The sequence below is a fragment of the Streptomyces umbrinus genome (assembly GCF_030817415.1).
Classification (GTDB): Bacteria; Actinomycetota; Actinomycetes; order Streptomycetales; family Streptomycetaceae; genus Streptomyces; species Streptomyces umbrinus_A.
Genome location: NZ_JAUSZI010000002.1, coordinates 6,175,567 through 6,200,493, shown reverse-complemented (window position 1 = coordinate 6,200,493; position 24,927 = coordinate 6,175,567). Strand labels below are relative to the sequence as shown.

The following is a 24,927-nucleotide window of genomic DNA, read 5'->3' as shown; positions in this document are numbered from 1 at the left end:
GCAACCCGGATGCCTCCGCCGTGCGTACAGGTCCCATACGTCACAGACGTCTCAGACGGCACGGAGGTTACGGGCGCCGCGTACATCGAAGCACAAGCACCACGCAGGGCTGAGCCGGAGGGAGTGGCGCGCGGACAGCGCGCTCGACTGACCATGGACGACGAATTCACCGCCCGTGCCGGGGAGTACTGGCCCCGGCTGACGCGTACGGCCCGTCTGCTCACGGGGAACTCCGCCCGCGCGGAGAGACTCGCGAGAGCGGCGCTCGCGGAGGTGTACGCGCGGCGGAGAACTCCCCGCGACGACGCGGAATTCTACGTCCGGCGGGCTCTGGTACGGGGCTTTCTGCGGAGCCGGACCCGGCCGCTGATCGGCTCCCGGCGCGCCCCGGAGTCGTACGCAACCGATCAACTCGACCCGCTCACCGAGGTGTTGGCGGCTCTCCCGCCCCGCCGTCGGGCCGTCGCCGTCCTGCACCACTGGGACGGCCTGTCCCATCGCGAGATCGCCGCGCTGCTCAACTCCTCGCCCGGCGCGGTCAAGGCGCACGTCCGCCGGGCGCTGAAGGCCCTGCGCACCCACCCTGCGTACGGCGCCGGGGGCCGCCCCGGGCCCGGCCCGGACCCGACTCCCGGCATCCCGGCCGCCGTTCTCCCGGCCGTCGAGGAGGCGGGCCGCACCCGTCGGCGGAGCCGCCGCCGTACGACGGCCGTGCTGACCACCGTCTGCGCCCTGCTGCTCGTGCCGCTGGCACTGGGGGCCGTGCGCGGCACCGGTTCCGGCGGGGACGGTGGGGACACAACTCCCGTCTCCAGAACGTCGGTTCGGGTCGTGACCGCCGGTGAGCGGGTCTCCGCCGCGCCCGGTGTCGAGCTGTGGCTCACCAAGGACGGCAAGCACTGGTCGACGCCGAAGGGGCCGAACCAGTTCCGGCCGGCCGGCAAGGGATCGGGCGCCGGCATCAGCCTGGAGTCGGAACCCGGCTCGGGGACACGTGTCTTCCACTCCGGCGTCCTCCAGGGCTCCCGCGAACCGTCCCGCGTCCAACTCACCACCCCCGAGGGCACGTTCACCGCCCGGATCCTCACCCTGGCGGGCAGCCCCGGCTGGTCCGTCTGGTACGCGGACACCCAACTCCAGGACGACCAGCGCCAGTTGAGCGAGATCACCGTGAAGGCCTACGACTCCGCCGGCAAGCTCCTCGCACAGACGGGCACCTCCTCATGAGCACCCGCCTCCGCACCCTGCGGACCCACCTCCGCCACGCGCGCACCCGCCTCCGCCGCACCCGGACCCGCCGTCTGCGGCGCGTCCTGGCCGCCCTTCTCGTCCTGTTCCTCACGGCCTGCGCCGGGCTCGTCGTCGCGTACCGCATGACCGGGATCCCCGACCCGCACCCGGAGACGGTCAGCCAGAGCACGGTCTTCGTGGACGCCGAGGGCGAGTACCTGGGCCGGCGCGGACCGGTCGACCGCCAGGACATCTCCCTCGAGCAGGTGCCCCGGCACGTCCAGGACGCCGTGATCGCCGCGGAGAACCGCTCCTTCCGTACGGACTCGGGGGTCGCCCCGACCGCGATCCTGCGGGCGGCGATCGCGACCGTGACGGGCGGCGAGCGGCAGGGCGGCTCCACGATCACGCAGCAGTACGTGAAGAACGCCCTGCTGACCCCGGAGCAGTCGCTGAGCCGCAAGGCGCGCGAGGCCCTGATCGCCGTGAAGCTCGACCGCACGCGGTCCAAGGACGACATCCTGGAGGGCTACCTCAACACGGTGTACTTCGGCCGTGGCGCGGCCGGTGTCGAATCGGCGGCGCGGAACTACTTCGGCGTGGGCGCGAAGGACTTGACGGTCTCCCAGGGCGCGGCCCTCGCGGCGATCGTCAACCTCCCCTCCTACTACGAGCGGGCCGGCGCCGACGCGAAGGTGACCGGGACGCTGGAGCGCCGCTGGGCCTGGGTGCTCGACGCCATGGCGGACTCGGGCGCGATCAGCGACCGCGAGCGGACGGCCGCCCGCTTCCCGGCGTTCCGCTTCTATCCGCCGGGCGACACGGACGGCGGGCGTCAGTACCTGATCGACGCGGCGTCCGCCGAGGCCGCCGACCGGCTCGGCATCACCGAGGACCAGTTGGCGCGCGGCGGCTACAAGGTGCACACCACCTTCGACCTCGGTCTCCAGGACGAGACGGCGGAGCTGGTCCGTGACCGTACGCCCGCGGACACGAAGGGGGCGCGGCTGCACACCGCGGTCGTCGCGACCGTGCCCGGCGACGGCGCGGTCCGTGTGCTGTACGGCGGCGCGGACTACGCGCACCAGCCGTTCAACGACGCCGTCGACGGGGCGGTCGAGGCGGGCACGGCCACCGAACCGTTCACGTACGCGGGCATCCGGCTGGGCGAGCCGCTGACCGGCCTGCCGAAGGAGGCGGCCCCGACGCCGATGCGCCTGAACTCCGCGTACGCGACCGTGGCCGCCGGGGGTGAGTACGCGACGCCGTACACGGTCACGAAGATCACCCGCGGCGGCACCACGGTGCACACCGCGCGCCCGGAGACGCGTACCGCGATGGGCGAGAAGGAAACCGCGGTGGTCACCGAGCTGATGCACGGTTCGCTCGGTCCGGACGCTCCGTACGCTCCGGGCACCGCGGTCAAGCCGGTCGCGACGGGGGTCGGGGCCGCGTTCCTGCCGGTGACCAGTCATGCGGCGGGCGCGGGCAGCGGGCCGGGGGCGCGGACGGTGTGGCAGAGCGTGTACTCGCCGCGGCTCGCCCTCACCGTCGCCCTGTTCGCCGAGCGCGGGGGCAAGCCGGCCCGGGTCGCGGGGCTGACCGGCGAGTACCCGCCCGCCGAGCACGCGGCGCTGCAGGCGGGGGAGGTGTGGCGGCTGGCGGGTTCACCCGGGACGGAGGGGCCTGCGGCGGAGGCCTGGCCGGAGGACAAGGGCAGAACCAAGCCGAAACTGGAGCCGAGGCCGAGGCCGTAGCCGGGGCCGGGACCGGGGCGGGGCCGGGGCGGGGCCGGGACCGGGGCGGGGCCGGGACCGGGGCGGGGCCGGGACCGGGGCGGGGCCGGGACCGGGGCGGGGCCGGGACCGTAGCCGGGACCGAGGCCAGAACCGGGGCGGGGCCGGGACCGTAGCCGATACCAAGGCCAGGGTCGACGCCGGGACCGTAGCCGGGGCCAGAGCCGGGACCGTAGCCGGGGCCGGGACCGGGACCGGGACCGGGACCGGGAAGACCGAGGCCGGGACCGAGGCCGGGACCGAGGCCGAAGCCGGGGCCGAAGCCGGGGCCGAAGCCGGAGCCGAAGCCGGGACCGGAGCCGGAGCCGGGACCGGAGCCGAAGCCGGGACCGGAGCCGAAGCCGAGGCCGTGCCCGGCGTCACCCGGACGGGCCCGCCCGTTGGTGGGCAGGACGGCGGCGTGGTGCCGTGGGAGGGTGCCCGGTGACCAGGTCCAGCCCACCCCGCGCATCCTGCTCACCCAGAAGGAGCTGGCGGCGATCGCGAACGCGGTGGACCGTGCCGAGGGGGTGGGGGAGCACGCGGAGCGGCTGCTGGCGGAACTGACCCTGGCCCGGCGGATCCTCGACGGCTGCCCGGCCGGTATCGCCGTGCTGGACCGGAGCCTGCGCTACCTCTACATCAACGACGCGCTGGCCCTCCTCAACGGCGTCCCGGCCGCCGACCACATCGGCCGCCGGCTGCCGGACGTCCTGCCGGACCTGGAGTCGTCGGAGCAGCTCCTCGAACAGGTGCTGCGCACGGGGGTGCCGCAGATCGTCACGGTGGGCGGGCAGACCCCGGCCGACGGGGCGGGGGACAACCGGTGGTGGCTGGGCGCCTACCACCGGCTGTCCACGTCGTCCGGCGAGGTCCTCGGGGTGGCGGCCGTCGTCCTGGAGGTCACCGACGCGCTGCGCGGCCGCGAGCACCTCGTACGGGCCGGCAACCGGATGGCCCTCCTCGACGAGGCGAACCGCACCACCGGCGCGACACTCGACCTCCGCCAGGCCTGCCAGGCGCTCGCCGACCTGCTGGTCCCGCGCTTCGCGGACTACGCGGCGGTGGACGTGGTCGACCCGGAGGGCACACCCCGGGTGCCGTCGGAGAACTACCCGCTGCGCCTGCGCCGCATCGCGCTGGCCACCACCCCGGACCTGGCGGAGGTGTCCTCCCCGCTCGGCCGTCTCGACGAGTTCGTGGTCCACCGGGCGGGCTCCCCGATGGCCCACGTCCTGGCCGACCGGCGCCCGCTGGTCCTCAGCCACCCCGACGACGAGGCCATGCGCCAGTTCTCGCCGTCGCCCGAACGCAAGGAGCACCTCCTGCGGATGGGCGCGCACTCGGGGATCTACCTCCCGCTCGCGGTCCACGAGGAGCTGGTGGGCGCGGTGATGGTGTTCCGCGCCGGCGACTCCCCCCGACTGACGGACACGGACACCGAGTTGCTGGGCGACCTCACCGACCGCGCCGCCACCGGCATCGCCCACGCGGTCCGCTACACGCGGGAACACGAGACGGCCCTGGAGATGCAGCGCGCCTTCCTGAACGCGCCCACGATCACGGGCCCCGGCGTCGAAACCCTGGGCCGCTACCTCCCGGCGGGCTCAGGAGCGGAAGTCGGCGGCGACTGGTTCGACACACTGGCGCTCCCCCACGACCGCACGCTGCTGGTGGTGGGCGACGTCATGGGCCACGGAGTCCGAGCGGCGGCGGCGATGAGCGAGTACCGCTCGGTCCTCCGCACCCTCGCGATCCAGGGCAGCAGCCCCGACTTCATCCTCCTCCAGGCCGAACGCACCGCGCTGACCCTGGAGTTGGACCGGGTGGCGACCTGTCTCCTCGCCCTCCTCGACCCCCGCCGGGAACGCGCCACCTTCTCCAACGCGGGCCACATCCCCCCGCTCCTCGTCACCCCCGACGGCACCCGCACCCTCCTCAGCCTACCCGTCGCCCCACCCCTGGGCGTGGGCCTCGGCTCCTTCGCGGCCACCACGGTCCCCCTCCCCCCGGGCTCCGTCCTGCTCCTCTGCACCGACGGCCTGGTAGAACGCCGCGACCGCGACATCGAAACAGGCCTCCACACCCTCGCCACCCTCCCCATCACCCCGACCGACCCCCTCCCCACCCTCCTCGACACCGTCATCACCCACCTCGACCCCACCGCCTCGGAAGACGACGTAGCCATCCTCCTGGCCCGCACCAAACCCACCCCGAACGAACCGGACCAACTGGGCTGGTTACCGCCAGGGTGGACGAAGGGGCCGGGCTCAGCGGCGCGTTGAGCCGGGGCGGTCCAGGTGCACGACCACGTGGTCGTGGAAGCGGTCCACGGCCTCGTCGACACTGCGGATGAACCCGGACTCTGCAGAGCCCCGGGTGTTGCCCATGCTCCGGAAGAGGGACAGCCGGAAGCCGGTGATCTCGGCGTTGTTCTTGGGGAGGATGTCGCCCGGTTCCGGGCGCAGCCGCTCCAGCGTGCCGCGCGGGCCGCCCACATGCCCGTCGAGCAGGGTCTCGACATGCAAGTCGGCCGGTGCGTCGGAGAGTTGACGGATGAGCCGCTTGGCCCAGGTGAGGGGGTAGCCCTGCTCGGGTACGGCGATCTCGATGGACGTCCGCAGCTTGCCCGTCCGCAGGTCCGCGGAGAGCGCGAGGATGCCGGGCGTGCCCTCGATGCGGAGTTCGGAGTCCAGGCGTCCCGCCAGGCAGAGCTGGTCGGCGAGGGCCGCGCGGCGGACGCGGGGATCGGTGCCGCGCTTCGCCCGCTGCACGGGAAGCACCTTCTGCCCGAGTTCGCCGCCCAGGCGCAGACACACCTGCCGTACGAGCCGTTCCCAGCTCTCGACGACCTCCACAGCACGTCGATCGCCCTGACAGAGGGTTTCGTCGTCGATCCCGTTGCGCACGGGGACCCAGGCCGGGCCCATGTTCTGGAAGCCGTGGCAGCCGGAGTTCTCGTGCTGGAGGTAGTGCAGGAGTTCCTGGAGCAGCCAGGCGTGCGCCGCGTTGCCGACGCCTTCGTGACGGATCAGCATCTGCGCCTGGTGGGCGACGTCGGCCCACGACAAGTGCCGCAGCGCCACCTTGTGCTTGCGCCGGCCGTCCGTCTTCACGTCGACCAGAGGACTGCCGTCCAACTCCACGTCGTTGGAGAGGGTGATCACAGCCTCGTAGCCGCGGCGGGCTGCGATTTCGGTGTACGCCTGCACCTGGTCCGGCTTGAGGGCGTTGCCGTTGGTCTTCGTCTCGACCAGCGCCGTCCACAGCTTGCCCGCCCGCTCGACCCGGATCACGCCGTCCGGCCGCCGCGGGGTATCGCCGTTGGGCAGCGAGACCTCGGTGAACATCTCCATCCGCCCGGCGGGCGCCCCGAAGCCGGCGGTGAGCCGCCTGCCGAACTCAGGCACCTGCGCCATCACGGACAGCAGCACGGAGGTCGCACGGGTCTCCCTGTCCCGGTCGCTCTTGAGAGCGGAGACCGGGAAGAGCCGGGCGGGCCGCCAGGAGTCGTTCTCGGCGAGCGACTTCTTGGCCACCTTGGGCAGCGTGACCTTCTTCTTCGCCGTACGGGGCCGGGGGACCGGCTTGGCCGGTGCCTCGACGGACTCGCTCACGATCCGTTCCACCGCAGGAACCGGACCGGGGGCAGGCACGGCGACCAACGGCACCGCCACCCCCACAGCCTCGATCTCGGTCTTGGCCTCGGGCCCCGCCTCCGTCGCGACGGGCTCGGCCGCCACCTCCGAGGGGGTCTCCTCCGGCGGGACGTCCGCCGCCACGGCCACTTCGGCCGCCTCCGCCTCCTCCGCGTCGTCGTCGACATCGACGCCGTAGTCCTGGGCGAGGCCCGCGAGACCGGACTCGTACCCCTGCCCGATGGCGCGGAACTTCCAGTCGCCGGCCCGCCGGTAGAACTCGCCGAAGAGCAGCGCGCCGACCGCCCCGGCGTCCTCGATGGAGAACCGCAGCAGCCCCTCTCCCGAGCCGTCGGCCAGGGTCACCCGTACGTCGTCCAGATCCCCGAACCGGGCTCCGTTGTAGCGGCTCGCCGCCACGACGACCTGCTCGACGTCCGCCGGAATCGCGGTCAGATCGAAGGTGATGCGGTCCTCGTTTCCGTCGGAGGTGGGCGTCTTGCCCAGCAACTGCACGGACCCGTCGGCCGCCACGGGGTTGTTGTAGAAGTAGAAGTCCGCGTCACTGCGGACCTTGCCGTCCGCCGTCAGCAACAGGACGGACACGTCCGCGTCGCCCTCACCCGTCGGACTGCTCCAGCCCAGGCTCACCATCACCGAGCCCACGTCTTCGCTCAACGCCGCCAGTCCGACATTGGCGCCCTTGACCATCTCGTGCACGAGGCCCCCCAAATGCACCGCCGCACAGGTGTTGCCCGTCGGCTCATTTCGTCGCGATGTGTGACGCGCCCCACACCCAGCGCATCAGTGACGAACTGTAGCGCCGGAATCATGCACATAGACCCCGAATGAACGACTCGGGTTATTACGCAGAGAGGGACCCCCTTTATTCAGGGGCGCAGCCCTCCAGGGGCTACGCCCCTCAGGGGCGCGGGGAACTGCGCGACCAGCCCTCACGGAGCCGCACACGACACACAACCGGTCAACGCTTCTCGTACGGATCCGAAGGTGCCGAGACCCGTTTCACGGACGTGGCGTCCAGGACGGGGCGCGCGGCGTCCGAGCCGGGCTTGCCGGTCGGGCGCCACGTCCCGGTGACGGTCACCCACGCGTCAGCCGCAGGCGCGTCCGCGGCGCGGATTTCGACCTTCAGGGCCTGCGCGTCGGCGGCGCAGCAGGTGACGAGGAGCCGGGCGATGTACCAGGTGCCGTCGTCGTCGCGGGTCACGAAGCCGGTGAGGCGGACCGTGCGGCCCTTCATGGACGCCCCGGTGTCCCACTCCGCACGGGAGGCGAACGCGCCGAGCGTCAGGTCGACGGGGTCCCCGGCGGGCAGTTCGGGGAAGGTGCCGGTGCCCTGGGCGGCGACCCTGGCCTCCTCGCGTCCGGCGCTGTACGAGCCGAGGGCGGGCGGCGGGAAGAGGAGGAGGGCCAGGGCGGGGGCGGTGAGGAGCCAGGCGATGCGCGGGTTGCGGATGTGGTCGTGCCCGTCGTGCGCGTCTTGGCCATGCCCCGCGTGGGCCTCGTGGGCGTCTTCGTCGTGGACCTCGTGCTCGCCCTCGTGTTCGTCCTCGTCCTCGTCGCGGCGGATCATGCCCACCAGGCCCAGCACGATCAGTGCCACGCCCGAGACCACCAGGTACGGGCGCAGGCCCTCCTTCACGTAGCGCAGGTACAGCTCGCTGAAGAGGGCGATCCGGAGGAGGGCGGCGCCGCACAGGATGAGCAGCACCCCCTGCGGACGCAACCGCAGACGCGTACGCGGTCGGGTCGTCGTCACAGCAGCCACCAGCCCACCACCCCACTGCTCACCACGGCCACCACCCACGTGACGGCCGAGAACCGCACCGCGAACGCCCGCCCGAAAGTCCCCGCCTGGAGGGCGATGAGCTTCAGGTCGACCATCGGGCCGACGACCATGAAGGCGAGCCGGGCCGTCGGCGAGAACCCGGTCAGTGAGGCGGCCACGAAGGCGTCCGCCTCGGAACACACGCACAGCACCACGGCGAGGACGGCGAGCAGCAGGACGGAGAGCCAGGGCGAACCGGTGAACACGTCCAGCAGCGACCGCGGCACCAGGATGTTGAACGTCGCCGCAGCGGCCGCGCCCAGCACGAGAAAGCCTCCGGCGTGCAGGAAATCGTGCTGCAGTCCGTCCCGGAAGCCCCGCCAGCCGCCGGTGGCCGCTCCGGCTCCCACCTCCGGCGTACGCCGCGTCGGCAGCCACTCGTCCCTCCCGAACCGCACCCACAGCCACCCCATCACCACGGCGGTGGCGAGCGAGGCGACGAACCGGGCGCCGACCATGGCCGGGTTCCCCGGGAAGGCGATGGACGTGGCGACGAGCACCACCGGGTTGATGGCGGGGGCCGAGAGGAGAAAGGCCAGCGCCGCCGCCGGTGCGACCCCGCGCCGCATCAGGCTGTCGGCCACGGGGACGGACGCGCACTCGCACCCGGGCAGCACGGCCCCGGCCGCCCCCGCGACGGGCACGGCGAGCGCCGGGTTCTTCGGCAGTACGCGTCTGAAGACCCGCTCCGGCACGAACGCCCCGATGGCCGCCGACACCACCGTGCCAAGGAGGAGGAAGGGGATGCCCTGCACGGCGACTGCCGTGAACACGGTCCACCAGGCGGCCATGGCCGGCGTCGCGATGTCGAGCGCGACCATCGGCCCGAGTACGGACCCGACGGTGGCGATGACGACCAGCGCGACCCCGCCGACCACCACGTACACCAGCGCCCGGGCCACGACCCGCGCTCCGTCTGCCACAGTGCGCCGGCTCCCGGCACCACTCGTGTCCGCGCCGCCCGGGTCCGCGCCCCGCGTCTCCACGCCCCTTGTCACCACGCGCCTTGCTTCCCGCCCCGCCTCACCCACTCGTACGCATGTATGCACGTACGTCTGCGCAGGCTAACCGGTGCTTCTGTGCCCGGTCCTCGTTTTACCCAGGAGGTAGCTGTCAGTCGTTCGCGAACCCGATCGGCGATAGCTTGGTGAAATGACGGGAAGCAAGGAGTCGGCCATGTCCCAGCAGGCCATCTACCGGCATCTGCGCGAGCTGCGCACCCACCTGACGCCGCCGCGCGGCTTCACGTACCCCGAGATCAGTGACGGGACGTTCGTCATAATGATGAGCCCTCGCCCGCGTCACCAGGTCACCGCCTCCGACGTGCGCGACCAACTCGTCTCACAGCTGCCCGAGGGCATCGGTGCCTTCGAGGCCACCGACACCGACGACGGCGCCCTCGGCAAGCTCCGGGTACCCGACCTCATCGTCACCGCGCGCGAGGCGATGCTGACCGATGATCCGCTGGACCCGCGCCAGATCCTCCTCGCCATCGAGATCGTCTCGCCGTCGAACCCCGCCAACGACTACGAGGCCAAGAGCCGTGACTACCCGGCCATGGGCATCGAGCATTACCTGATCCTCGACCCTCGCGACGGCACCTGGACCTACCAGTGGGACATCGACAGGTGCGGAGGACGCCCCGCATACGGCAACCGCCTCCACAAACAGCCCTACGGAACCCCGCTCGCCATCACCACCGACGTGGGCACCTGGAAGCTCGACACCAGCGGCCTGCCGCTCTACTCCCGCAAGGACATGATGCTCTCGCCCGAACCCGACGGGGCCTAGTCATCCGTCTCGCGGAGGGTGCCTGCCGGTCGGGATTGACCCTCGACCTTGTGCAGGGCCCAGAGTTCCGGATGTGGAGAGCGAGATGCGCAGTATCGGGGAGATGGCCCGGGACAGCGGGCTGAGTGTGAGTGCCCTGCGGTTCTACGACCGTGCCGGTGTGCTGGTCCCCGCCTGGGTGGATCCAGTGAGTGGCTACCGCTGGTACGGCCCCGAGCAGTGCGAGGAGGCGCGCCTGCTGACGCGGCTGCGCCGGGCCGGTATGCCGTTGCCGGACATCCGGCTGGTGCTGGCCGGCTGGTCCGGCGCGGACACCGACCTCGTACGGAAGCTGCTACAGGCGCATCTGCGCCGCCTGGAACTGGGGTTGTCCGATGCCCGCAGCGAGTTCTCCGCGGTCCGAGCGCTACTCGAAGGCAGGGAGAAACCCATGACATCGCTCCGCACCGCCGCCGTCCGGCTGACCGTCCCCGCGGCCGAACTGGCCGCCGCGCTGGACGCCGTCCGCTTCGCCGCCGGTACCGACCCGGAGCTGCCGATGCTCGGCGGCGTCCTGTTCGACATCGAGGGTGAGGCGCTTCAGGTCGTGGCCACCGACCGGTACCGGATGGCCGTCGCGCACACCGCCGCCACCGGGCACGACGGACCCCGCGAACAGGCCATCGTGCCCGCCCCGCTCGCCGACGCGATGCGGGCGCTGCTGAACGGTGAGGACGGCGGGGGACCAGTCCAGCTCTCCGTGGACGGTGACCGCGTGACGCTGGAGGCCGGGGACCGGCAGGCGGCCGGGCAGTGCCTCGACCACGACTTTCCCGACTACCGTCGTCTCGTCCGCCTGCCGACCGGGCGCCGCGCGGTCGTCGACGTGCCCGCGTTCCGCGAGGCGCTGGAGACCGGGCCCGTCCGTACGAGCGAGACGCCCGGGCCGGATGGCAAGCCCTGCGACCTCAGCGTGCTCAAGCCGGCGGCCGACGGCACGGTGACCGTCTGCGCGGACAGCGAGGAAGGGAAGGAGGGGGAGGAAGGCCGGGACCACGTCGCCGTCAACCGCGAGTTCCTGCTGCACGCGCTCGCCGCCGGAGCCCGCGACCGACTGGTGCTCGAGTTCGGCGCTCCCACGGCTCCCCTGGCGATCCGCCGACCCGACACCGAGGACACCTTCTCGCTCCTGATGCCGGTCCGCCTGGAGAACTGAGCGCTCCGCCGGGAGGGTGGTGCTTCAACTGCGGGTCCGTCGTGGATGGTCGCGCCCGCGGCGGAGCCGCACGACGACACAGCCCGGCTCCCCTTCGGGGCGCCGACGAACCGCACCGGACTTCGTCCGACACCCGCTCAACCCCCGTCCGGGCGATCCGCGGGCACACTGGCCGCTATGCCTCTCGCACTGCATCACATCGTCATCGACGCCCACGATCTGCCCGGCCTGGCCCGGTTCTGGGCGGAGGCGCTGGGCTGGCGGATCCTGTCCGAGCGGGAGCGGGAGGTCGTGATCGGGCCGGACGAGACCGCGCCCGTGGGGATCTGCTTCATGCCGGTGACGGACCGCAAGGTCGTCAAGAACCGGCTGCACCTCGATCTCACGTCCGCCGCTCAGGACCGGGAGGCCGAGATCGAGCGCATCCTCGCCCTCGGCGCCCGCCGGGTGGACGTCGGCCAGACCGGCAACGAGTCATGGACCGTGCTGGCCGATCCGGAGGGGAACGAGTTCTGCGTGGTCCGCCCGAAGGAGACCCTCATCGGCTAGCACACCACCGCTTCTTCGGACTCTGTGCCCCGCCGCCGCACCTCCCCGGACCGGTTCGCCGTCAGCAGGCTGAGGCCCAGCGGAGTGGGAACGTGCAGCATGGTGTTCCGGTCGCGGACCGACGCGGTCAGGCCGGCCTCCCGCAGGATCCTGACGTGTTCGCTGACCGTCGCGGAGGTCACGCCCGCGCGCCGGGCCACCTCGCTCGTCAGGCCCCGGTCACACACCAGCGGTCCCGGCCGGGGGATGGCCGGGGCGGGCGGGCGGCGTCAACTCCCGCTTACGCACCGCCCACGAGTCACCGGAATGCTCCAGGCCGTCCCTGCACCGCGCCTTGAGATCCTTCGAAGCCAGCGACCCCAGATGCGCACCCACCCACCCCTGTCACCCCCGCCCGAAGAACCCGTCACCGCCTCCAACGAGCAGTTCCCGTAGAAGGTCACGCATTCGATGCAAGAACGTCAGTCCCTCTGAGAACCGGTGCCACAGCCGCGGCCCACGACTTGACACAGACCATCAACACTCACTCCCGCTCACCAGAACACCCTTGAACGCACCCCAGCGACAGCAGCTCCAAACCCCCTTCCACCGAGCCGCAGTTCACGGTCGAGCGGGTACTCCGCCTCCAGATGGGGCGGCCGCCAGCGCAGTGACGGACCCAGGCTCGACAGCAGCGCCTCGACTCCGCCGCTCAGCATCTCCCGCGCCCGCACCGCCCGGTCGGCCTCGATCTGCGCCCGCACGGCGGACCAGTACGGGGTCAGTGCCGCGTGGAAGTAGCCGTGCAGCGCCTGCCCGAGGCTCTCCAGCGCCGCGGGCTCACCGTCCGCGAGGGGACGCAGCCACGACGGTGCCTCGGTGAGTACGTTCATCTCCTCGGCCAGCCGTCGGCGAGGCGTGGACAGAATCGCCCGCACACCCTCCGACAGCCCCTGGGCGGCTTCCGCCGGATTCAGGAAGTCGGGGAAGCTGCCCCGGGGCGGTGCCAAAGTCCTTACCAGGTGCAGCTGGTGACGGGGCAGCCGCCGCAGCCCGGCCCGTGCCTGCGCGCGCCACGCGCCGAAGACGGCCCGGCCCTGACGCGTCGCCAGCAGGTTCGCGCTGAGCACGGTCTCCCACAACGGGTCCGGCGCGGCGGCGACTCGGGTTCCGAGCAGGTCTTCGCACGTGAAATGCACTCGGAGCACGGCAAACTCTCACGGTCGGTGGTGCGATCGACTGAGGCATCGGCGTGAAATGTTCCCTTGGATTGGAAGATCACGAAATATCCATTCGCGCCAACTCGCCACCACCATTCCCCGGATCACCGCACGCCACACGGCCACGAGGACCGTCGTGCGCACCACCGTTCCCGCACTCCACCAGCCCTTTTCGGCACGCGCCGAAACACCTGGCAGGAACAGTCGGCACCGGGCAGCCTGAAGGGCGTACGCGACCAAGATCTTCACAACGGCCAAGGGGGAAGAACGACATGCGCAAACGTGCTGCTTTCGGAGCGGTGGCGGCCGCGGCTTTCACTGCCGTGCTGGCCACCGCGCCGAGTGCTTCGGCCGAGCCCAATCCGCCCGGGTGCGCGAAGGAGTACTTCTGCGCCTACAGCGGAGAGAACCAGACCGGCCAGCTCGTCCTCAAGACCAAGGGGAACTGGTCCGGGAACGTCGCCATCCGCTCGGTGTTCAACAACGGGGTCGCCTTCCCGGGCGCCGACCACGTCGACGTGACGTACACGTCGCCCGGCGGCGGGGAAACGGCCTGTCTGCACTACAACCCCGGGCCCGGCGCCTACAAGGTGAACGCGGTCGCCGGCGTCCACATCACCAAGGTCGTATGGCGCGGCGAGTGCTGACAACGCGGATGCTGCCAACGCGGATGCTGCCAACGCGGATGCTGCCAACGCGAGTGCTGACCACACGAGTGCTGACTACGGAGGAGTCCTCATCATGCTGACCGGAAAGCGACTCGTCACCCTGGGCGCCGGAACCGTCGCGGCCGCCTTCCTCGGTGTCCTCGCCGTGTCCCCGACCGCATCGGCGGAGGCGAACCCGCCCGGCTGCGGGAAGGGCAACTTCTGCGCCTACAGCGGCCCCGACCAGACCGGCCGGCTCGTCCTGAAGGTCGCGGGCAACTGGTCGGGCAACCTGTCCGTCGGCTCCATCTTCAACAACGGAACCGTCTTCCCGGGCGCGGACCACGTGGACGTGACGTCGTACCTGGGCGGCCAGCCGTCGACCGACTGCTTCCACTACAACCCCGGCCCCGGCAAGTACAAGGCCAACGCCGAGGCAGGCCTCACCATCACCCGAGTGGTCTGGCGAGGCGAATGCTGACCGGCTGACACGGCGGGCCGGTGGGGGGGCTGAAGGACAGGGGCACAGCCCCGTCTCTTCAGGGGCGCAGCCCCTTGTTTCAAGGGGCGCGGGGCTGTGACATTTTGCGGCTCCGCCGCGTGGGCGCGACAAGCCCCCACCGGCCCGCACCCAACAAGCAAAACACCAGGCGGGGCCCCTAATGGGGCCCCGCCTCCGCCGCGCTGATCAGCGCGGCGAAAGCGATCACGGCGGCCCCCAGCGCGGTCATGAACCGAGCGGGGAAGAAGCGAGTGGCAATGCGTCGTAACACGGCGACAACCTCGCATCGTCAACGTAGGCCAGCGTATTAAGTCTGCGTCATCGTGCGCTTAACGCGCCGCTTAACCTAGGGCGTGTTCGCCTCCGGGGCAAGGGCCGCATTGAGCCGATCGGCGGCCTGCCCGCCCGTCTTAACTGCCTTCTTTCAACGGGAAGTTGAATAGCGTGCGGGTGTAAGTCGACTTACTGGCATGCTTACGCCATGGCCGAGCGCGACGACCCGGGAATCATCGGGCGCAGAGTGCAGCAGCTGCGTACGGAACGCGGGCTGACACAGAAGCAGTTGGCGGAACCCGCCTACACACCCGCGTACGTCTCCACGCTGGAGGCGGGCCGCGTACGGCCCTCCGAGGAGGCGCTGCGGCACATCGCGGAGCGCCTCGGGGTCGCTTACGAGGAGCTCGCCACCGGGCGGCCCGCACACCTCGCCACGGACCTGCGGCTGCGGCTCACCGACGCCCAGCGGACGCTGGCGACCGGCGAGGCGGAGGTCGCCGCCGAGCAGTACACCGCGCTCCTCGCGGAGGCGGAGTCGCACGGGCTGAACGCCGAGTGCGCGGCCGCGCTCCTCGGCCTCGGCGAATGCGCCCTGGCCACAGGGGATCTGGGGACGGCCCGGCTGCGTTTCGAGGAGTCGGAGAAGCGGCTCGCGGACTCCCCGCTGCCCGTGCGGGTCCCGGCCCTGCGCGGCCGGGCGGTCTCGCACTACCTCGCGGGTGAACTCCGGTACTCCTGCTACCTGCTGGAATCCACGATCGACGAGCTGAACCGTGGCGGGCTGCACGATCCGGACGCCCTGCTGCTGCTCTACGCGGCGATCATCGCTCCGTACATGGACATGGGAGCGCACGCGCGGGCCGCGCAGGCAGCGGAGTACGCGCTCGCGCTGGCCCCCCAGGTCGGCGAGCCCGCGCTCCTGGCCCGAATGCACCGGTCCGTCGCCCGCACGATGATCGCCGAGGGCCGCATCGCCGAGGCGGACGCGTCGCTGGGCAAGGCGGCGGAGCTGTACCGGCAGCTCCAGATCCGTACGGAACTCGCCAACTGCCACTGGATGCGCGGGTACATGCACGCGCAGAACGGCGACATGGAGCGCGCGGAGAGCGAGTTGCGCGAGGCGCAGGCCATGCACTCCGCGCAGCGCGCCACGCTCTACACCAGCCAGGTCGCCGTGGAACTGGCGGACGTGCTGCACCGGCGCGGGAAGTCGGACGAGGCGGCGGCCCTGCTCCACGACGTGCTCGGGGACCTGAGTTCGGAGCGCGGGGCCGTCCACTCCGCGGCCGCGCACCGGCTGCTCGGCATCATCGCGGAGGACGCCCGGGACACGGAGACCGCCGAGGAGCACTACGTGCGTGCGCTCAGCCTCCTCGAACGGGCCGGTGCGGCAGGGGACTTGGCGGACCTGTGCCGGTTGCTGGGGGATCTGCTGCGGCGTACGGGGCGGATCGAGGCGGCGTTGGATGCGTACCGCACGGGGCTCGGCCACCGTACGGCGCCGGGCACGACCACGCTCGGTCCGGCGCCGGCCCACCCGCCGCTCTGACGAGCACCTGGTCCGCTCCGCGGAGGGGGGCAGTCATTGATCTGCGGGTTCGTTGTGGCTGGGCGCGCAGTTCCCCGCGCCCCTAAAGGGGCCAGGCCGCGGGGTCCCGGCCCAGGAAACCCGCCAGGCGGTCTGCCGCCGGGGCCTCCTCCGCCACCGGGACGATGTTGCCGAAGGGCATGCCCTCGCCGCGGTACTGCGGCGGGAGGGTGGCCTCCGCGCGGGTCAGGATGTCCGCTGCCTCCTCCTCCGTGAAGGGGACCGGCTGCCCCGTGGCCACCGCCAGGTCCCAGCCGTGGACCGTGAACTCCATGAGGGTCATGTTGAGCACCATGGCGGCGGGCAGTTCGGCGTCGCCGGTCACGCCCACCTCGCGGTCGAAGCCGTACTTATGCCATCCGGCGACCAGCCCGGCCGCCGCGGCACGGAACTCACCGGCGGGGTCCGGCCCCGTCCGGTGCCGCGCGGGGTCGGCGTCGTACGCGCGGCCGTGGCAGCGGGCCTCGAACAGCAGCAGCCAGCCGACGAGATGGTTGACCAGCGTCTCGACGTCGTACTCCTCGCAGGGCGTCGGAGCACCCAGCCGCCCGGGCTCGACGCCCTCGATGAGGTCACCGGTCTTGGACAGAACACCCGAAAGCAGCTCGATCTCATCCATGCCCGGAGTCTAGGAGCGCCCGCGCACGCCGGTCTTGAAGAAACGCGTCACGCCGACGGCGTCACGACGACGACATGACGACGACCGCGTCACGACGACACATCACGCCGAGCGTCATGGGGCGACGGCACCCGGAACCGGCCGGGACAAGTCGCCGTCCCCGCGTTCCGACGAACGGGTCCGCCCGGGCCGCGGCTGCCACTCCCCCTCCCGTCGGCGGACGTTCCCGTCCCGGCCCACGGGACGGCGTACGGACATACGCTGGCCCGGTGACCTCTCCCGCCGCACGCATAGCGCTGGACCTCACCGCCGACCTCCCGGTCCCGTCCCTGGAGGACCTCTACCGGGACCTGCACCGCCATCCCGAGCTGTCGGGGCAGGAACGCCGGACGGCCGCGAGACTCTCCGAGCGCCTCGCCGGGGCCGGGTACGAGACGGTGGACGGCATCGGTGGCACCGGAGTCGTCGGGATGCTGCGCAACGGCGACGGGCCGACCGTCCTGCTGCGCGGTGACATGGACGCGCTGCCGGTCGCCGAGGAGACCGGGCTGCCGTACGCGTCCGGGACGCCCGGGATCATGCACGCCTGCGGCCACGACCTGCACGTCACCTGGCTGACCGGCGCCGCCGAGACGCTCGCCGCCGGGCGCGACACCTGGAACGGCACGCTGCTGGTCGTCGGCCAGCCCGCCGAGGAGACCGGCGAGGGCGCCGCCGCGATGGTGAACGACGGCCTGTACGAACGCTTTCCGCGCCCCGACGTCCTGCTCGCCCAGCACGCGGCCCCGGGTCCCGCCGGGCTGTACGCGCACTCGCCCGGACTGATCATGTCGGCCTCGACGGACGTCGACATCGTCGTGCACGGGGTGGGCGGGCACGGCTCGCGGCCGGAGGCGACCGTGGACCCGGTGGTGACGGCCGCGTACATCGTGACGAGGCTGCAGACGGTCGTCTCGCGGGAGGTCGCGGCCCGCGAGTCCGCCGTGCTGACGGTCGGCCGGATCGAGGCGGGCACCCGGCACAACATCATCCCGTCCGAGGCGCACATCTCCCTCAACCTCCGTACGCAGTCCGCCGAGGTGAGGGAGCGGATGCTGGCCGCGATCCGGCGGATCGCGGCGGGCGAGTGCGTCGCGGCGGGCTGCCGGCGCGAGCCCACGGTGACGGTCGGCGGCAGCTTCCCGATGACGGTGAACGACGCCGACACCGACCGCCGGGTGGCCGCCGTGCACGGCGAGGTGTTCGGCGCGGGCACGGTCCTCGACTTCGGGCCCGTCATGGGCAGCGAGGACTTCCCGCTGCTCGCCGAGGGCGGACTCCCGTACGCGTACTGGTTCGTGACGAGCACACCCGCCGAGGTGTGGGACGCGGCGGGGAGCGCGGCCGGGGGCGACCTGATGGAACAGCTCGCGGCCGTGCCCAGCAACCACAGCCCGCACTTCGCACCCGACCTGGCGACGGTCGGGCCGGGCGTACGGACGCTGGTGTCGGGGGCGTTGGAGATGTTTGCTCGATAACACGTGTTACCCGCTACCGAGCGGTACGTGTGACGATGTGCCCCCCCCTGAGCTTGAATCCTCAATAGCCCCCCACCTTCACGGTCGGCACAGCGAAGGAACTTCCCAATCGTGATGTCAAGCCGCCAGTGTGACGGGGGGTGAAGCATGGAACTGCTTTCCGTCACGGATCATCGCCCACAGGACATTGAGGCGTCGGCGTGCGAGAGCCAGCAGGGCCTGCTTGTGGCCCTTGCCCTCGCTCCGTTTCCGGTCGTAGAACGCCTTCGACACAGGGCAGCACTGAAGGCTCACCATGGCCGACAGGTACATGGTTCTCAGCAGACCGCGGTGGTAGCGCCGGGGACGGCGCAGATTGCCACTGACGCGCCCGGAGTCGCGCGGCCTGGGGGCCAGGCCGGCGAAGCCGGCCAGGCGGTCCGAGCTGCCGAAGGCGTCCATGTCGCCACCGGTGGCGGCAATGAACTCGGCCGCGAGTTTCGTGCCCATGCCGGGCAGGCTGCGGATCACTTCGGCGTGCGGATGCTCGCGAAACCGGGCCTCGATCAGGGCGTCGAGCTCGGCGATCTCCTCATCGAGGGCCATCACCCCCTTCGCGAGGCGGACCACCATGGCGGCGGCCAGCTTCTCGCCGGGCAGCGCGGTCTGTTGGGCCTGGGCGGCTTCCACGGCCGTCTTGGCCAGTGTGGCGGCGCCGCGGACTTTGCGGTTCTTCAGCCAGGTCCCGATCCGGCTCGCTCCAGCCCGGCGGATCCCGGCCGGGGTCTGGTATCCGGTCAGCAGCATCACCGGCCCCCGGTTCGTCAGTTCCAGGGCCCGCTCCAACGCGGGGAAGATCTCCAGCAGTTGGGCCCGGAGCCGGTTGATCTGCCGGGTCCGGTCGAAGACCGCGTCCAGGCGGCGGGTGGTCAGGGTGCGCAGGTCCACGGCGATCTCATCGCCGGGCCGCAGCAGGCCGAGGTCGCGGCGGACGCGGGCCTGGTCTGCGATGACGAAGGCGTCCTTCGCGTCGGTCTTTCCCTCGCCGCCCTTGTAGGTGGCCGAGGCCCGGTGGACCGCCAGGCCGGTGAGGTAAGCGACCGGCTGGCCGTGGCTGACCAGCAGGCCGATCAGCAGCGCGGCACCGCCGTGGTTGAGGTCGACGGCCCACAGCACCTCCCGGGATATCTCCAGGACATCGCTGATCAGGGCGAGGAGCTCGCTCTCGTCGTTCGCGACCCGGCGGGACAGCAGGCGCTTGCCCTCCGTATCGATGACCACGCAGTGGTGGTGCGTCTTGCCGATGTCCACTCCGGCCCAGATCTCGGGCACGTATCCCTCCGCCAGCTCGTCGTTCATCGATCCCGCAGACGACCTCGCCGACGTTGTCCTACAGCAGCGATCGGAGTCGCATCTCCCAATTGGCGGTCGAGTCGTCGCGGGGCTCCGGGTGGCCAAGTTCCTTAAGCCATCCCAGCGGCGCCGACATGACAGCCATGCCCAGAGCCCCTGGGCCCTCCGATCTTACGAATGACCAGAGCAACCACTCTTGAAAGGTAGGACAGGACATGACCACCCCTGTCTCCCCTGCCCCCGCCCATCTCCTCGTCGTCGACGACGAGGAGAGCGTGCGCGCCATGCTCACCACGGCGATGGAGTTCCTCGGCTTCCGGGTGACCGGCGCCGCCACGGGCCGCCAGGCGCTGGAGGCCCTCTCCCGCCACAGCCCCGATCTCGTCCTGCTCGACGTCGGCCTCCCCGGCATCGACGGCTTCGAGGTCTGCCGGACGATGCGGACGCGGGGCCACACCATGCCGGTGATGTTCCTCACCGGCCGCGACACGGTCGACGAGCGCGTCCGCGGACTCGACCTGGGCGGCGACGACTTCGTCACCAAGCCCTTCGAGCTCAGGGAACTCGCGGCCCGGGTCCGGGCGCTCCTGCGCCGCACCTCGGTCCGCTCGGCCGAACGCCGCAGCCTGCTGGCCGGCGACGTACGGCTGGACGCCGACACGCACGAAGTCTGGTCCGGCGGGCGGCCGGTGAGCCTGACGACCACCGAATTCGCCCTGCTGCGCTACCTGATGGAGAACCCCGGCCGCGTGCTGACCCGCGCCCAGATCCAGGAACGCGTCTGGAACCACCGCGCCGAGGGCTCGGGCAGCGTCGACACGTACGTCTACTACCTGCGCCGCAAACTGGGCGGCCCCGGTCAGGCACTCATACGGACCGTGCGCGGCACGGGCTATCTGCTGTGCGCGGACTGAACCCGGCCGAGCCGCGCAGAACCCGGCCGGGTGGTGCACCGTCGCCCCGTGCCCGGCCATCACGTCCGGGAGACGTCTACCCGCATAGGGATTTCTGAGGGAACTCTGGATCCGGCCCAGACCGATTCGTGATCTTGGCTTGATTCACTTGTTCTTCTCGGAAGCGCGCTCCCCTGCGCCTTCCGGCGACGAGGAAAGGCTCAGCCTCGTCAGACCTGCGCCTGAAGCCGGCTGAGGTTCCGCTGGACATCGTCCAGCGCCCCCTGCCGACGCCCCGGAACGCGCAGGCGCAGGTCGGCCAGCGCGGGCCCGAGCTCACGGGCCCGCGCGGAGTCGTCGATACGGCCCCACTGGTGATGCGCCCGGTCCACGGCCGCCTCGACACCGGGCGCGCCCGGCTCCTGCCCCGCGGCCAGCCGTACGTCGGCCACCGCCAGCCAGATCCGGCAGCTGAGCTCCGCGTCGCCCGCGAACATGGCCAGATCCGCCCGTACTTCCATCCAGTGCACGACCTCGTCGGCGCCGGGCCCGTGCGCCCGCAGCGCTTCCTGCTCCCGCCGCCCGGCCAGCTCCGCGGCCTCGGCATGCCTGCCGCTCTCGACGGCGGCGGTGATCTCGGCGTGGGGGTCGGAGGGCGGGGGCGGAGGTGCCATGGGGGAGGCGGGGGCCGGTACGGACACCGGGACGGGGGCGGGTACGGGAGGGGGTGCGGGCCGGAAACCGGGTACGGGGTGCATGGGCGGCTGTGCGGGATGCACGGGCTGTGGGGGCCGGGTTGGCTGCGTGGGGTCGACCGCCAGCACGATGTCCCGGCGGGCGGCCTCCGGGTCCTCGCCCGACGACCGTGTCAGCGCCTGCTGGTGGAGGTGCGCGAGCGGCGGCCGGTGACCGCTGCGGAGGATCGTGGCCACGGCCTTCATGTACGTGGGCGACGCCACCGCGCGCCGCGGGGGAGGCGGGGCGACGCGGCCGTACAGCAGGGCGCCCGGTCCCACGGTGAGCGGCTGGCCGGCCAGGTGCTGCCAGGTCTCCGCGTCCGTGTGCAGGTCGACGACGACCGCCGTACTGCCCGGCGCACGCAGCCGGAGCTCCTCGCGGATCCAGTGCCAGGGGAAGCCGGTGTAGCGGACGGTCGCGGCGGTCGTACGGGCCAGCGCGAGGTGCGGGAGCCGTTGGCGGCGGTCGAGTTGGAGCTGGCCGGTGAGGAAGACCGTGAGCGGGCCCGGGGCCGTCGCGGCGGCGCGCAGGCGGGTGAGGACGGCCTGCGGTTCCAGGGGGTCGGCCAGTTCGACGACGTTGGCCGTGTCCGTACCGGAGAGCACGTCGGGGGCGACGGCGGCGAGTATGGGGAGTACGGAGGCCGCGTCCACGAGGCAGCTCTTGCCTGTCGGCGACGCTGCGAGCAGCAATACGGTTCCTGGCATCGCCGTTGTCTCCTGCCCTTGGATCACCACGGTCTGCACGGTAACCGGTGCGGGTGCAAAGGGTGTTGGGGTGGGGGCGATAGGGGGTGGGTGGTGGGGGTTTGTTCGGCCTCTGCGGGGTGGTGGGGGCTTGTCGCGCAGTTCCTCGCGCCCCTTGAAAGCAGGCGGTTGCTCCTGGGCCGTCTCCATCACGGGGCCGGCCTCACCGCGAAGATCGTTGTGTCGTCCGCCACGTGGGTCGTGTGGTGGAGGGTGCCCTCGCGGATCAGTTCCACCAGGCGGTGGGGGTGGGCGGTGGTGGGGTCGGTGGTGACGGCATGGGTCACGCGTTCGTGGAGGGGGAAGAAGACGCCGGCCGCGTCCCGGGCCTCGGTCACGCCGTCGGTGACGAGGAGGAGGGTCTCGTCGGGGGCGAAGGGGACCCTGCGGACGGGCGGGACGCCCGCGCCTGAGCCCGCGAGCCCGGAGAAGCCGAGCGGGAGTCCGTCGCCGGGCGGCAGGACGCGTACGCCGCGCGGGCCCGCCACCAGCGGGGGTTCGTGGCCGAAGTTGACGACCTCGATGTGGCCCGCGGGGGAGCCCGGGGGCGGGAAGGCGACGAGGACCGCGGTCGCGAAGCGCTCCACGCCCCGTGCGGGGTCGCCGTCCAGGTCCTCGCCGAGGTCCGTGACGTACTGGCGGTGGCGGCCCATGCGTACCTCCAGCCGTTCGGCGACGACGGTCAGGGAGGCCTCGTGGTACGCGGACTCGCGGAACGTGCCCAGCAGGGCGGCGGCCGCCGCGACCGCGGGCAGGCCCTTGCCCTGGACGTCCCCGAGGAGGACCCGGGTGCCGTGCGGGCCGGGCTGGATGTCGTAGAAGTCGCCGCCGACGCGGGCCTCGCTGTCGGCGGCCAGGTACACGGCCGCGTGGTCGAGGCCGCCCCACGGGGTGGGGAGGGGGCGCAGCACGGTACGGCGGGTCGTGTCGGCCACGTCCCGCATGTGCAGCATCCGGCGCTCCTCCCGGACCCGTACGGCACAGGCGAGCGTCGCCAGGGCTCCGCCCACGGCGACGAGGATGAAGTCCGGCAGGCCGGTCTGGTCCTGGTGCGGCCAGGAGGCGTCGACCTCGATGTACGTGAGGAGCGCGAGGACGGCGAAGGCGGCTGTTTCCCGGACGCCGCAGATCGCCGCCGCGATGCCGGGGACGAGGACGATCCAGGAGATGACCCTGAACTCGCCCGAGGTGTTCCAGTCGACCACCGCGATGGCGACGAGCAGGAGGAGGGGTGGTACCCAGGCCACGCTGCGGCCGCGCACCCGGAGAAGCTGCTGCCGCCGGGCGCGGGTGCCCGGATCCGCGGCGCTCACCCGCCCAGCGAAGCACGACCGGGTGCTTGGCGCACGCCGACTTTCCTACATGGCCGGCGCCGGCTTGTTTTCGGGTGCGGCCGGGTGGGGGCTGGTCGCGCAGTTCCCCGCGCCCCTAAAGACAAAAGCCAGGGGCGCAGCCCCGCTTTCAGGGGCGCGGGGAACTGCGCGCTCAGCCCAAACGCACCCGCACCCGACACACCACGCCGACCCCCACCCACCCCAGGGGCGCGGGGAACTGCGCGACAAGCCCCCACCCAGCCGCACATGACACACAAGCCGGCGGCAGCCAAGCCGCACCCGACACACGACTTGCCAGGGGCGTCCCCCAGGTGTGCTCTGGAAGGCAGGGGCGAATGAGAGGAGTGCCCGATGACTCACGCGGCACCCGCACCACGCACACCCACCGCCGCCACAAAAACGACGGCGGCCTCGGCGAAACTCGCGATCCCGGCGCTCGGCGGCATCGTCTACGGCTTCTGGACATCCGGCATCGACCGCCACTCGGGCCCGATCACCGGCTGGAACGTCCTCCTGGGCGTCGTCTCGGCGGTCCTGTTCGCCGTGGTCGCGCAGGGCATCCACACCGTCGCCCCACGCCTCCCCCGGGAGGCCAGGGCCCTCGCGTGGGCGGTGTTCGCGGGCATCTCGTTCGGGTTCCTCTACAGCCTCACGGACGCCAGCATCCTCAAGTCCTCGGGCATCTCCCTCGTGATCGCCGCGGGCGTGTTCGCGGTGGTGTTCTACCGCTACTACACGACCGAGGAGTGAACCGGCGAACGACGGCGAACGACGTAGTACCGGCCTGTGCCCATCGGGCACAGGCCGGTACTACGTGTGCGGGTGGCCCGGGCCTCACCCACATCTCCCCGTCCCGGGCCACCCGTTCTCCTCGGACTCACCGCCCGCCGGGCACCCACTCCCAGCCCGAGCCCGAGGCGTCCCAGGAGCCGGAGAAGCTCCAGCTCCACGAACCGGACGCGCTCCAGGAGCCGGTGGAGCTCCAGGAACCGTCGTCGCAGCCGTTGCAGCCCCCCGAACCGTCGTGCCACCGGTCCTTCCAGGCCCCCTCGCAGGGGTCGGAGCACCGCGGCACCCCCGCCCCGCCGATGTCCACGAACGCGGCACTCGCCCAGGCACGCGCCCCGACGAGCCAGTACCAGTGCGGGTTGCCGAACACGTGCGTGCCGCGCGCCACGCAGGCGACCCGGTCCTGGCTGCCCGGCGAGAGCCGCCCGAGCACGGCCGAGCCGGTGTCGGGATGGGCCCGCACATTCAGGTCGCCGCGGGAGACGACGGTGCCCCACACCGGATCCTCGGAGCCGCCTCGACCGGAATCTCCTGCCGCCGGACCGGGAGAAGCCGTGCCGCCCGCCGTCGCCGTACCGGCGGCGGCCACCGTCAGCACACCGCCGCTGACCAGGGCGATCGCAAGGGTCCGCAGGGCCGGAGTGATGCCCATGATCGGCCTCCTTCTCCCCGCCTCCGTCCCCAGAACCAGGAAACACCCGTTCGGGTGAACCCTCCACC

22 protein-coding genes are annotated in these 24,927 nt (G+C 71.9%); 12 read left to right on the top strand and 10 right to left on the bottom strand.

Annotated features, from left to right (window positions below; translation table 11 throughout):
- The first annotated feature begins 153 nt into the window (after positions 1 to 153).
- The 3 genes from QF035_RS27205 to QF035_RS27195 all read left to right on the top strand — a co-directional run bounded on the left by QF035_RS27205 (position 154) and on the right by QF035_RS27195 (position 5,290).
- Positions 154 to 1,227, top strand: coding sequence for a sigma factor-like helix-turn-helix DNA-binding protein (locus QF035_RS27205; RefSeq protein ID WP_307523207.1), 1,074 nt, complete (start codon positions 154 to 156; stop codon positions 1,225 to 1,227).
- A complete protein-coding gene (locus QF035_RS27200) occupies positions 1,224 to 2,987 on the top strand; it encodes a transglycosylase domain-containing protein (RefSeq protein ID WP_307523206.1) in 1,764 nt (587 codons plus the stop codon). Before QF035_RS27205 ends, QF035_RS27200 begins: the two co-directional genes overlap by 4 nt.
- 455 nt (positions 2,988 to 3,442) lie before the next feature.
- On the top strand, positions 3,443 to 5,290 hold the full coding sequence (locus QF035_RS27195; RefSeq protein ID WP_307523205.1) for a SpoIIE family protein phosphatase: 1,848 nt from the start codon (positions 3,443 to 3,445) through the stop codon (positions 5,288 to 5,290).
- Here the strand turns inward: QF035_RS27195 and QF035_RS27190 are convergent.
- The 3 genes from QF035_RS27190 to QF035_RS27180 form a co-directional block, all read right to left on the bottom strand.
- Positions 5,276 to 7,354, bottom strand: a complete 2,079-nt coding sequence (locus QF035_RS27190) for a TerD family protein (protein WP_307531445.1) — start codon at positions 7,352 to 7,354, stop codon at positions 5,276 to 5,278. The genes QF035_RS27195 and QF035_RS27190 overlap by 15 nt on opposite strands.
- A gap of 271 nt (positions 7,355 to 7,625) precedes the next feature.
- Positions 7,626 to 8,396 carry a TIGR03943 family putative permease subunit gene (locus QF035_RS27185; protein WP_444968454.1) on the bottom strand — a complete coding sequence of 257 codons (771 nt, stop codon included), beginning with the start codon at positions 8,394 to 8,396 and terminating at the stop codon, positions 7,626 to 7,628.
- A gap of 23 nt (positions 8,397 to 8,419) precedes the next feature.
- Complete coding sequence (locus QF035_RS27180; protein WP_307523203.1) at positions 8,420 to 9,415, bottom strand: permease; 996 nt, start codon at positions 9,413 to 9,415, stop codon at positions 8,420 to 8,422.
- A gap of 253 nt (positions 9,416 to 9,668) precedes the next feature.
- On the opposite strand from QF035_RS27180, the gene QF035_RS27175 reads away from it, so the two are divergent.
- The 3 genes from QF035_RS27175 (at position 9,669) to QF035_RS27165 (ending at position 12,027) form a co-directional block, all read left to right on the top strand.
- Positions 9,669 to 10,283: a Uma2 family endonuclease gene (locus QF035_RS27175; protein WP_307523202.1), complete on the top strand. Its 615-nt coding sequence runs from the start codon at positions 9,669 to 9,671 to the stop codon at positions 10,281 to 10,283.
- Between the two features lie 85 nt (positions 10,284 to 10,368).
- Complete coding sequence (locus tag QF035_RS27170; protein WP_307523201.1) at positions 10,369 to 11,478, top strand: DNA polymerase III subunit beta family protein; 1,110 nt, start codon at positions 10,369 to 10,371, stop codon at positions 11,476 to 11,478.
- A 177-nt stretch (positions 11,479 to 11,655) separates the two neighbouring features.
- Entirely contained in the window at positions 11,656 to 12,027 is a 372-nt protein-coding gene (locus QF035_RS27165) for a VOC family protein (protein WP_307523200.1), read from the top strand.
- On the opposite strand, the gene QF035_RS27160 is transcribed toward QF035_RS27165, so the two are convergent.
- Both QF035_RS27160 and QF035_RS27155 read right to left on the bottom strand, forming a co-directional pair.
- Positions 12,024 to 12,254, bottom strand: coding sequence for a winged helix-turn-helix domain-containing protein (locus QF035_RS27160; protein ID WP_307523199.1), 231 nt, complete (start codon positions 12,252 to 12,254; stop codon positions 12,024 to 12,026). The genes QF035_RS27165 and QF035_RS27160 overlap by 4 nt on opposite strands.
- A 306-nt stretch (positions 12,255 to 12,560) precedes the next feature.
- The gene (locus tag QF035_RS27155; RefSeq protein WP_307523198.1) at positions 12,561 to 13,205 is read right to left on the bottom strand and encodes a hypothetical protein; all 645 of its coding nucleotides are present in this window, start codon (positions 13,203 to 13,205) and stop codon (positions 12,561 to 12,563) included.
- A gap of 293 nt (positions 13,206 to 13,498) precedes the next feature.
- On the opposite strand from QF035_RS27155, the gene QF035_RS27150 reads away from it, so the two are divergent.
- The 3 genes from QF035_RS27150 (at position 13,499) to QF035_RS27140 (ending at position 16,200) form a co-directional block, all read left to right on the top strand.
- The gene (locus QF035_RS27150; protein ID WP_307523197.1) at positions 13,499 to 13,873 is read left to right on the top strand and encodes a peptidase inhibitor family I36 protein; all 375 of its coding nucleotides are present in this window, start codon (positions 13,499 to 13,501) and stop codon (positions 13,871 to 13,873) included.
- A gap of 94 nt (positions 13,874 to 13,967) precedes the next feature.
- Entirely contained in the window at positions 13,968 to 14,354 is a 387-nt protein-coding gene (locus tag QF035_RS27145) for a peptidase inhibitor family I36 protein (RefSeq protein WP_307523196.1), read from the top strand.
- Positions 14,355 to 14,856: 502 nt separating this feature from the next.
- A complete protein-coding gene (locus tag QF035_RS27140) occupies positions 14,857 to 16,200 on the top strand; it encodes a helix-turn-helix domain-containing protein (RefSeq protein WP_307523195.1) in 1,344 nt (447 codons plus the stop codon).
- An 82-nt stretch (positions 16,201 to 16,282) separates the two neighbouring features.
- Here QF035_RS27140 and QF035_RS27135 read toward each other — a convergent pair whose 3' ends face one another.
- Entirely contained in the window at positions 16,283 to 16,858 is a 576-nt protein-coding gene (locus QF035_RS27135) for a TIGR03086 family metal-binding protein (protein ID WP_307523194.1), read from the bottom strand.
- A 269-nt stretch (positions 16,859 to 17,127) separates the two neighbouring features.
- Between QF035_RS27135 and QF035_RS27130 the strand changes: the two genes are divergently transcribed.
- Positions 17,128 to 18,375 (top strand): amidohydrolase, encoded by a 1,248-nt coding sequence (locus QF035_RS27130; protein ID WP_307523193.1) that lies wholly within the window; start codon positions 17,128 to 17,130, stop codon positions 18,373 to 18,375.
- A 117-nt stretch (positions 18,376 to 18,492) separates the two neighbouring features.
- On the opposite strand, the gene QF035_RS27125 is transcribed toward QF035_RS27130, so the two are convergent.
- Positions 18,493 to 19,713 carry an IS110 family transposase gene (locus tag QF035_RS27125; protein WP_307523192.1) on the bottom strand — a complete coding sequence of 407 codons (1,221 nt, stop codon included), beginning with the start codon at positions 19,711 to 19,713 and terminating at the stop codon, positions 18,493 to 18,495.
- A gap of 209 nt (positions 19,714 to 19,922) precedes the next feature.
- On the opposite strand from QF035_RS27125, the gene QF035_RS27120 reads away from it, so the two are divergent.
- Positions 19,923 to 20,621: a response regulator transcription factor gene (locus tag QF035_RS27120; RefSeq protein WP_186001353.1), complete on the top strand. Its 699-nt coding sequence runs from the start codon at positions 19,923 to 19,925 to the stop codon at positions 20,619 to 20,621.
- A gap of 209 nt (positions 20,622 to 20,830) precedes the next feature.
- Here the strand turns inward: QF035_RS27120 and QF035_RS27115 are convergent, their stop codons facing one another.
- Together QF035_RS27115 and QF035_RS27110 are read right to left on the bottom strand one after the other, a co-directional pair.
- The gene (locus tag QF035_RS27115) at positions 20,831 to 22,045 is read right to left on the bottom strand and encodes a hypothetical protein (protein ID WP_307523191.1); all 1,215 of its coding nucleotides are present in this window, start codon (positions 22,043 to 22,045) and stop codon (positions 20,831 to 20,833) included.
- 188 nt (positions 22,046 to 22,233) lie between these two features.
- Positions 22,234 to 23,397 (bottom strand): PP2C family protein-serine/threonine phosphatase, encoded by a 1,164-nt coding sequence (locus tag QF035_RS27110; RefSeq protein ID WP_307523190.1) that lies wholly within the window; start codon positions 23,395 to 23,397, stop codon positions 22,234 to 22,236.
- A gap of 372 nt (positions 23,398 to 23,769) precedes the next feature.
- On the opposite strand from QF035_RS27110, the gene QF035_RS27105 reads away from it, so the two are divergent.
- Complete coding sequence (locus tag QF035_RS27105; protein ID WP_307523189.1) at positions 23,770 to 24,168, top strand: hypothetical protein; 399 nt, start codon at positions 23,770 to 23,772, stop codon at positions 24,166 to 24,168.
- 127 nt (positions 24,169 to 24,295) lie between these two features.
- On the opposite strand, the gene QF035_RS27100 is transcribed toward QF035_RS27105, so the two are convergent.
- On the bottom strand, positions 24,296 to 24,859 hold the full coding sequence (locus tag QF035_RS27100) for an SH3 domain-containing protein (RefSeq protein WP_307523188.1): 564 nt from the start codon (positions 24,857 to 24,859) through the stop codon (positions 24,296 to 24,298).
- Positions 24,860 to 24,927 lie beyond the last annotated feature (68 nt).

What these genes read in the sequence shown, in the direction of transcription:
- QF035_RS27175 (WP_307523202.1), top strand. Translation starts at nt 9,669, where the DNA reads ATGTCCCAGCAGGCCATCTACCGGCATCTGCGCGAGCTGCGCACCCAC.
- QF035_RS27205 (WP_307523207.1), top strand. Translation starts at nt 154, where the DNA reads ATGGACGACGAATTCACCGCCCGTGCCGGGGAGTACTGGCCCCGGCTG.
- QF035_RS27170 (WP_307523201.1), top strand. Translation starts at nt 10,369, where the DNA reads ATGCGCAGTATCGGGGAGATGGCCCGGGACAGCGGGCTGAGTGTGAGT.
- QF035_RS27115 (WP_307523191.1), bottom strand. Translation starts at nt 22,045, where the DNA reads ATGCCAGGAACCGTATTGCTGCTCGCAGCGTCGCCGACAGGCAAGAGC.
- QF035_RS27120 (WP_186001353.1), top strand. Translation starts at nt 19,923, where the DNA reads ATGACCACCCCTGTCTCCCCTGCCCCCGCCCATCTCCTCGTCGTCGAC.
- QF035_RS27165 (WP_307523200.1), top strand. Translation starts at nt 11,656, where the DNA reads ATGCCTCTCGCACTGCATCACATCGTCATCGACGCCCACGATCTGCCC.
- QF035_RS27100 (WP_307523188.1), bottom strand. Translation starts at nt 24,859, where the DNA reads ATGGGCATCACTCCGGCCCTGCGGACCCTTGCGATCGCCCTGGTCAGC.
- QF035_RS27135 (WP_307523194.1), bottom strand. Translation starts at nt 16,858, where the DNA reads ATGGATGAGATCGAGCTGCTTTCGGGTGTTCTGTCCAAGACCGGTGAC.
- QF035_RS27150 (WP_307523197.1), top strand. Translation starts at nt 13,499, where the DNA reads ATGCGCAAACGTGCTGCTTTCGGAGCGGTGGCGGCCGCGGCTTTCACT.
- QF035_RS27190 (WP_307531445.1), bottom strand. Translation starts at nt 7,354, where the DNA reads ATGGTCAAGGGCGCCAATGTCGGACTGGCGGCGTTGAGCGAAGACGTG.
- QF035_RS27145 (WP_307523196.1), top strand. Translation starts at nt 13,968, where the DNA reads ATGCTGACCGGAAAGCGACTCGTCACCCTGGGCGCCGGAACCGTCGCG.
- QF035_RS27140 (WP_307523195.1), top strand. Translation starts at nt 14,857, where the DNA reads ATGGCCGAGCGCGACGACCCGGGAATCATCGGGCGCAGAGTGCAGCAG.
- QF035_RS27125 (WP_307523192.1), bottom strand. Translation starts at nt 19,713, where the DNA reads ATGAACGACGAGCTGGCGGAGGGATACGTGCCCGAGATCTGGGCCGGA.
- QF035_RS27105 (WP_307523189.1), top strand. Translation starts at nt 23,770, where the DNA reads ATGACTCACGCGGCACCCGCACCACGCACACCCACCGCCGCCACAAAA.
- QF035_RS27200 (WP_307523206.1), top strand. Translation starts at nt 1,224, where the DNA reads ATGAGCACCCGCCTCCGCACCCTGCGGACCCACCTCCGCCACGCGCGC.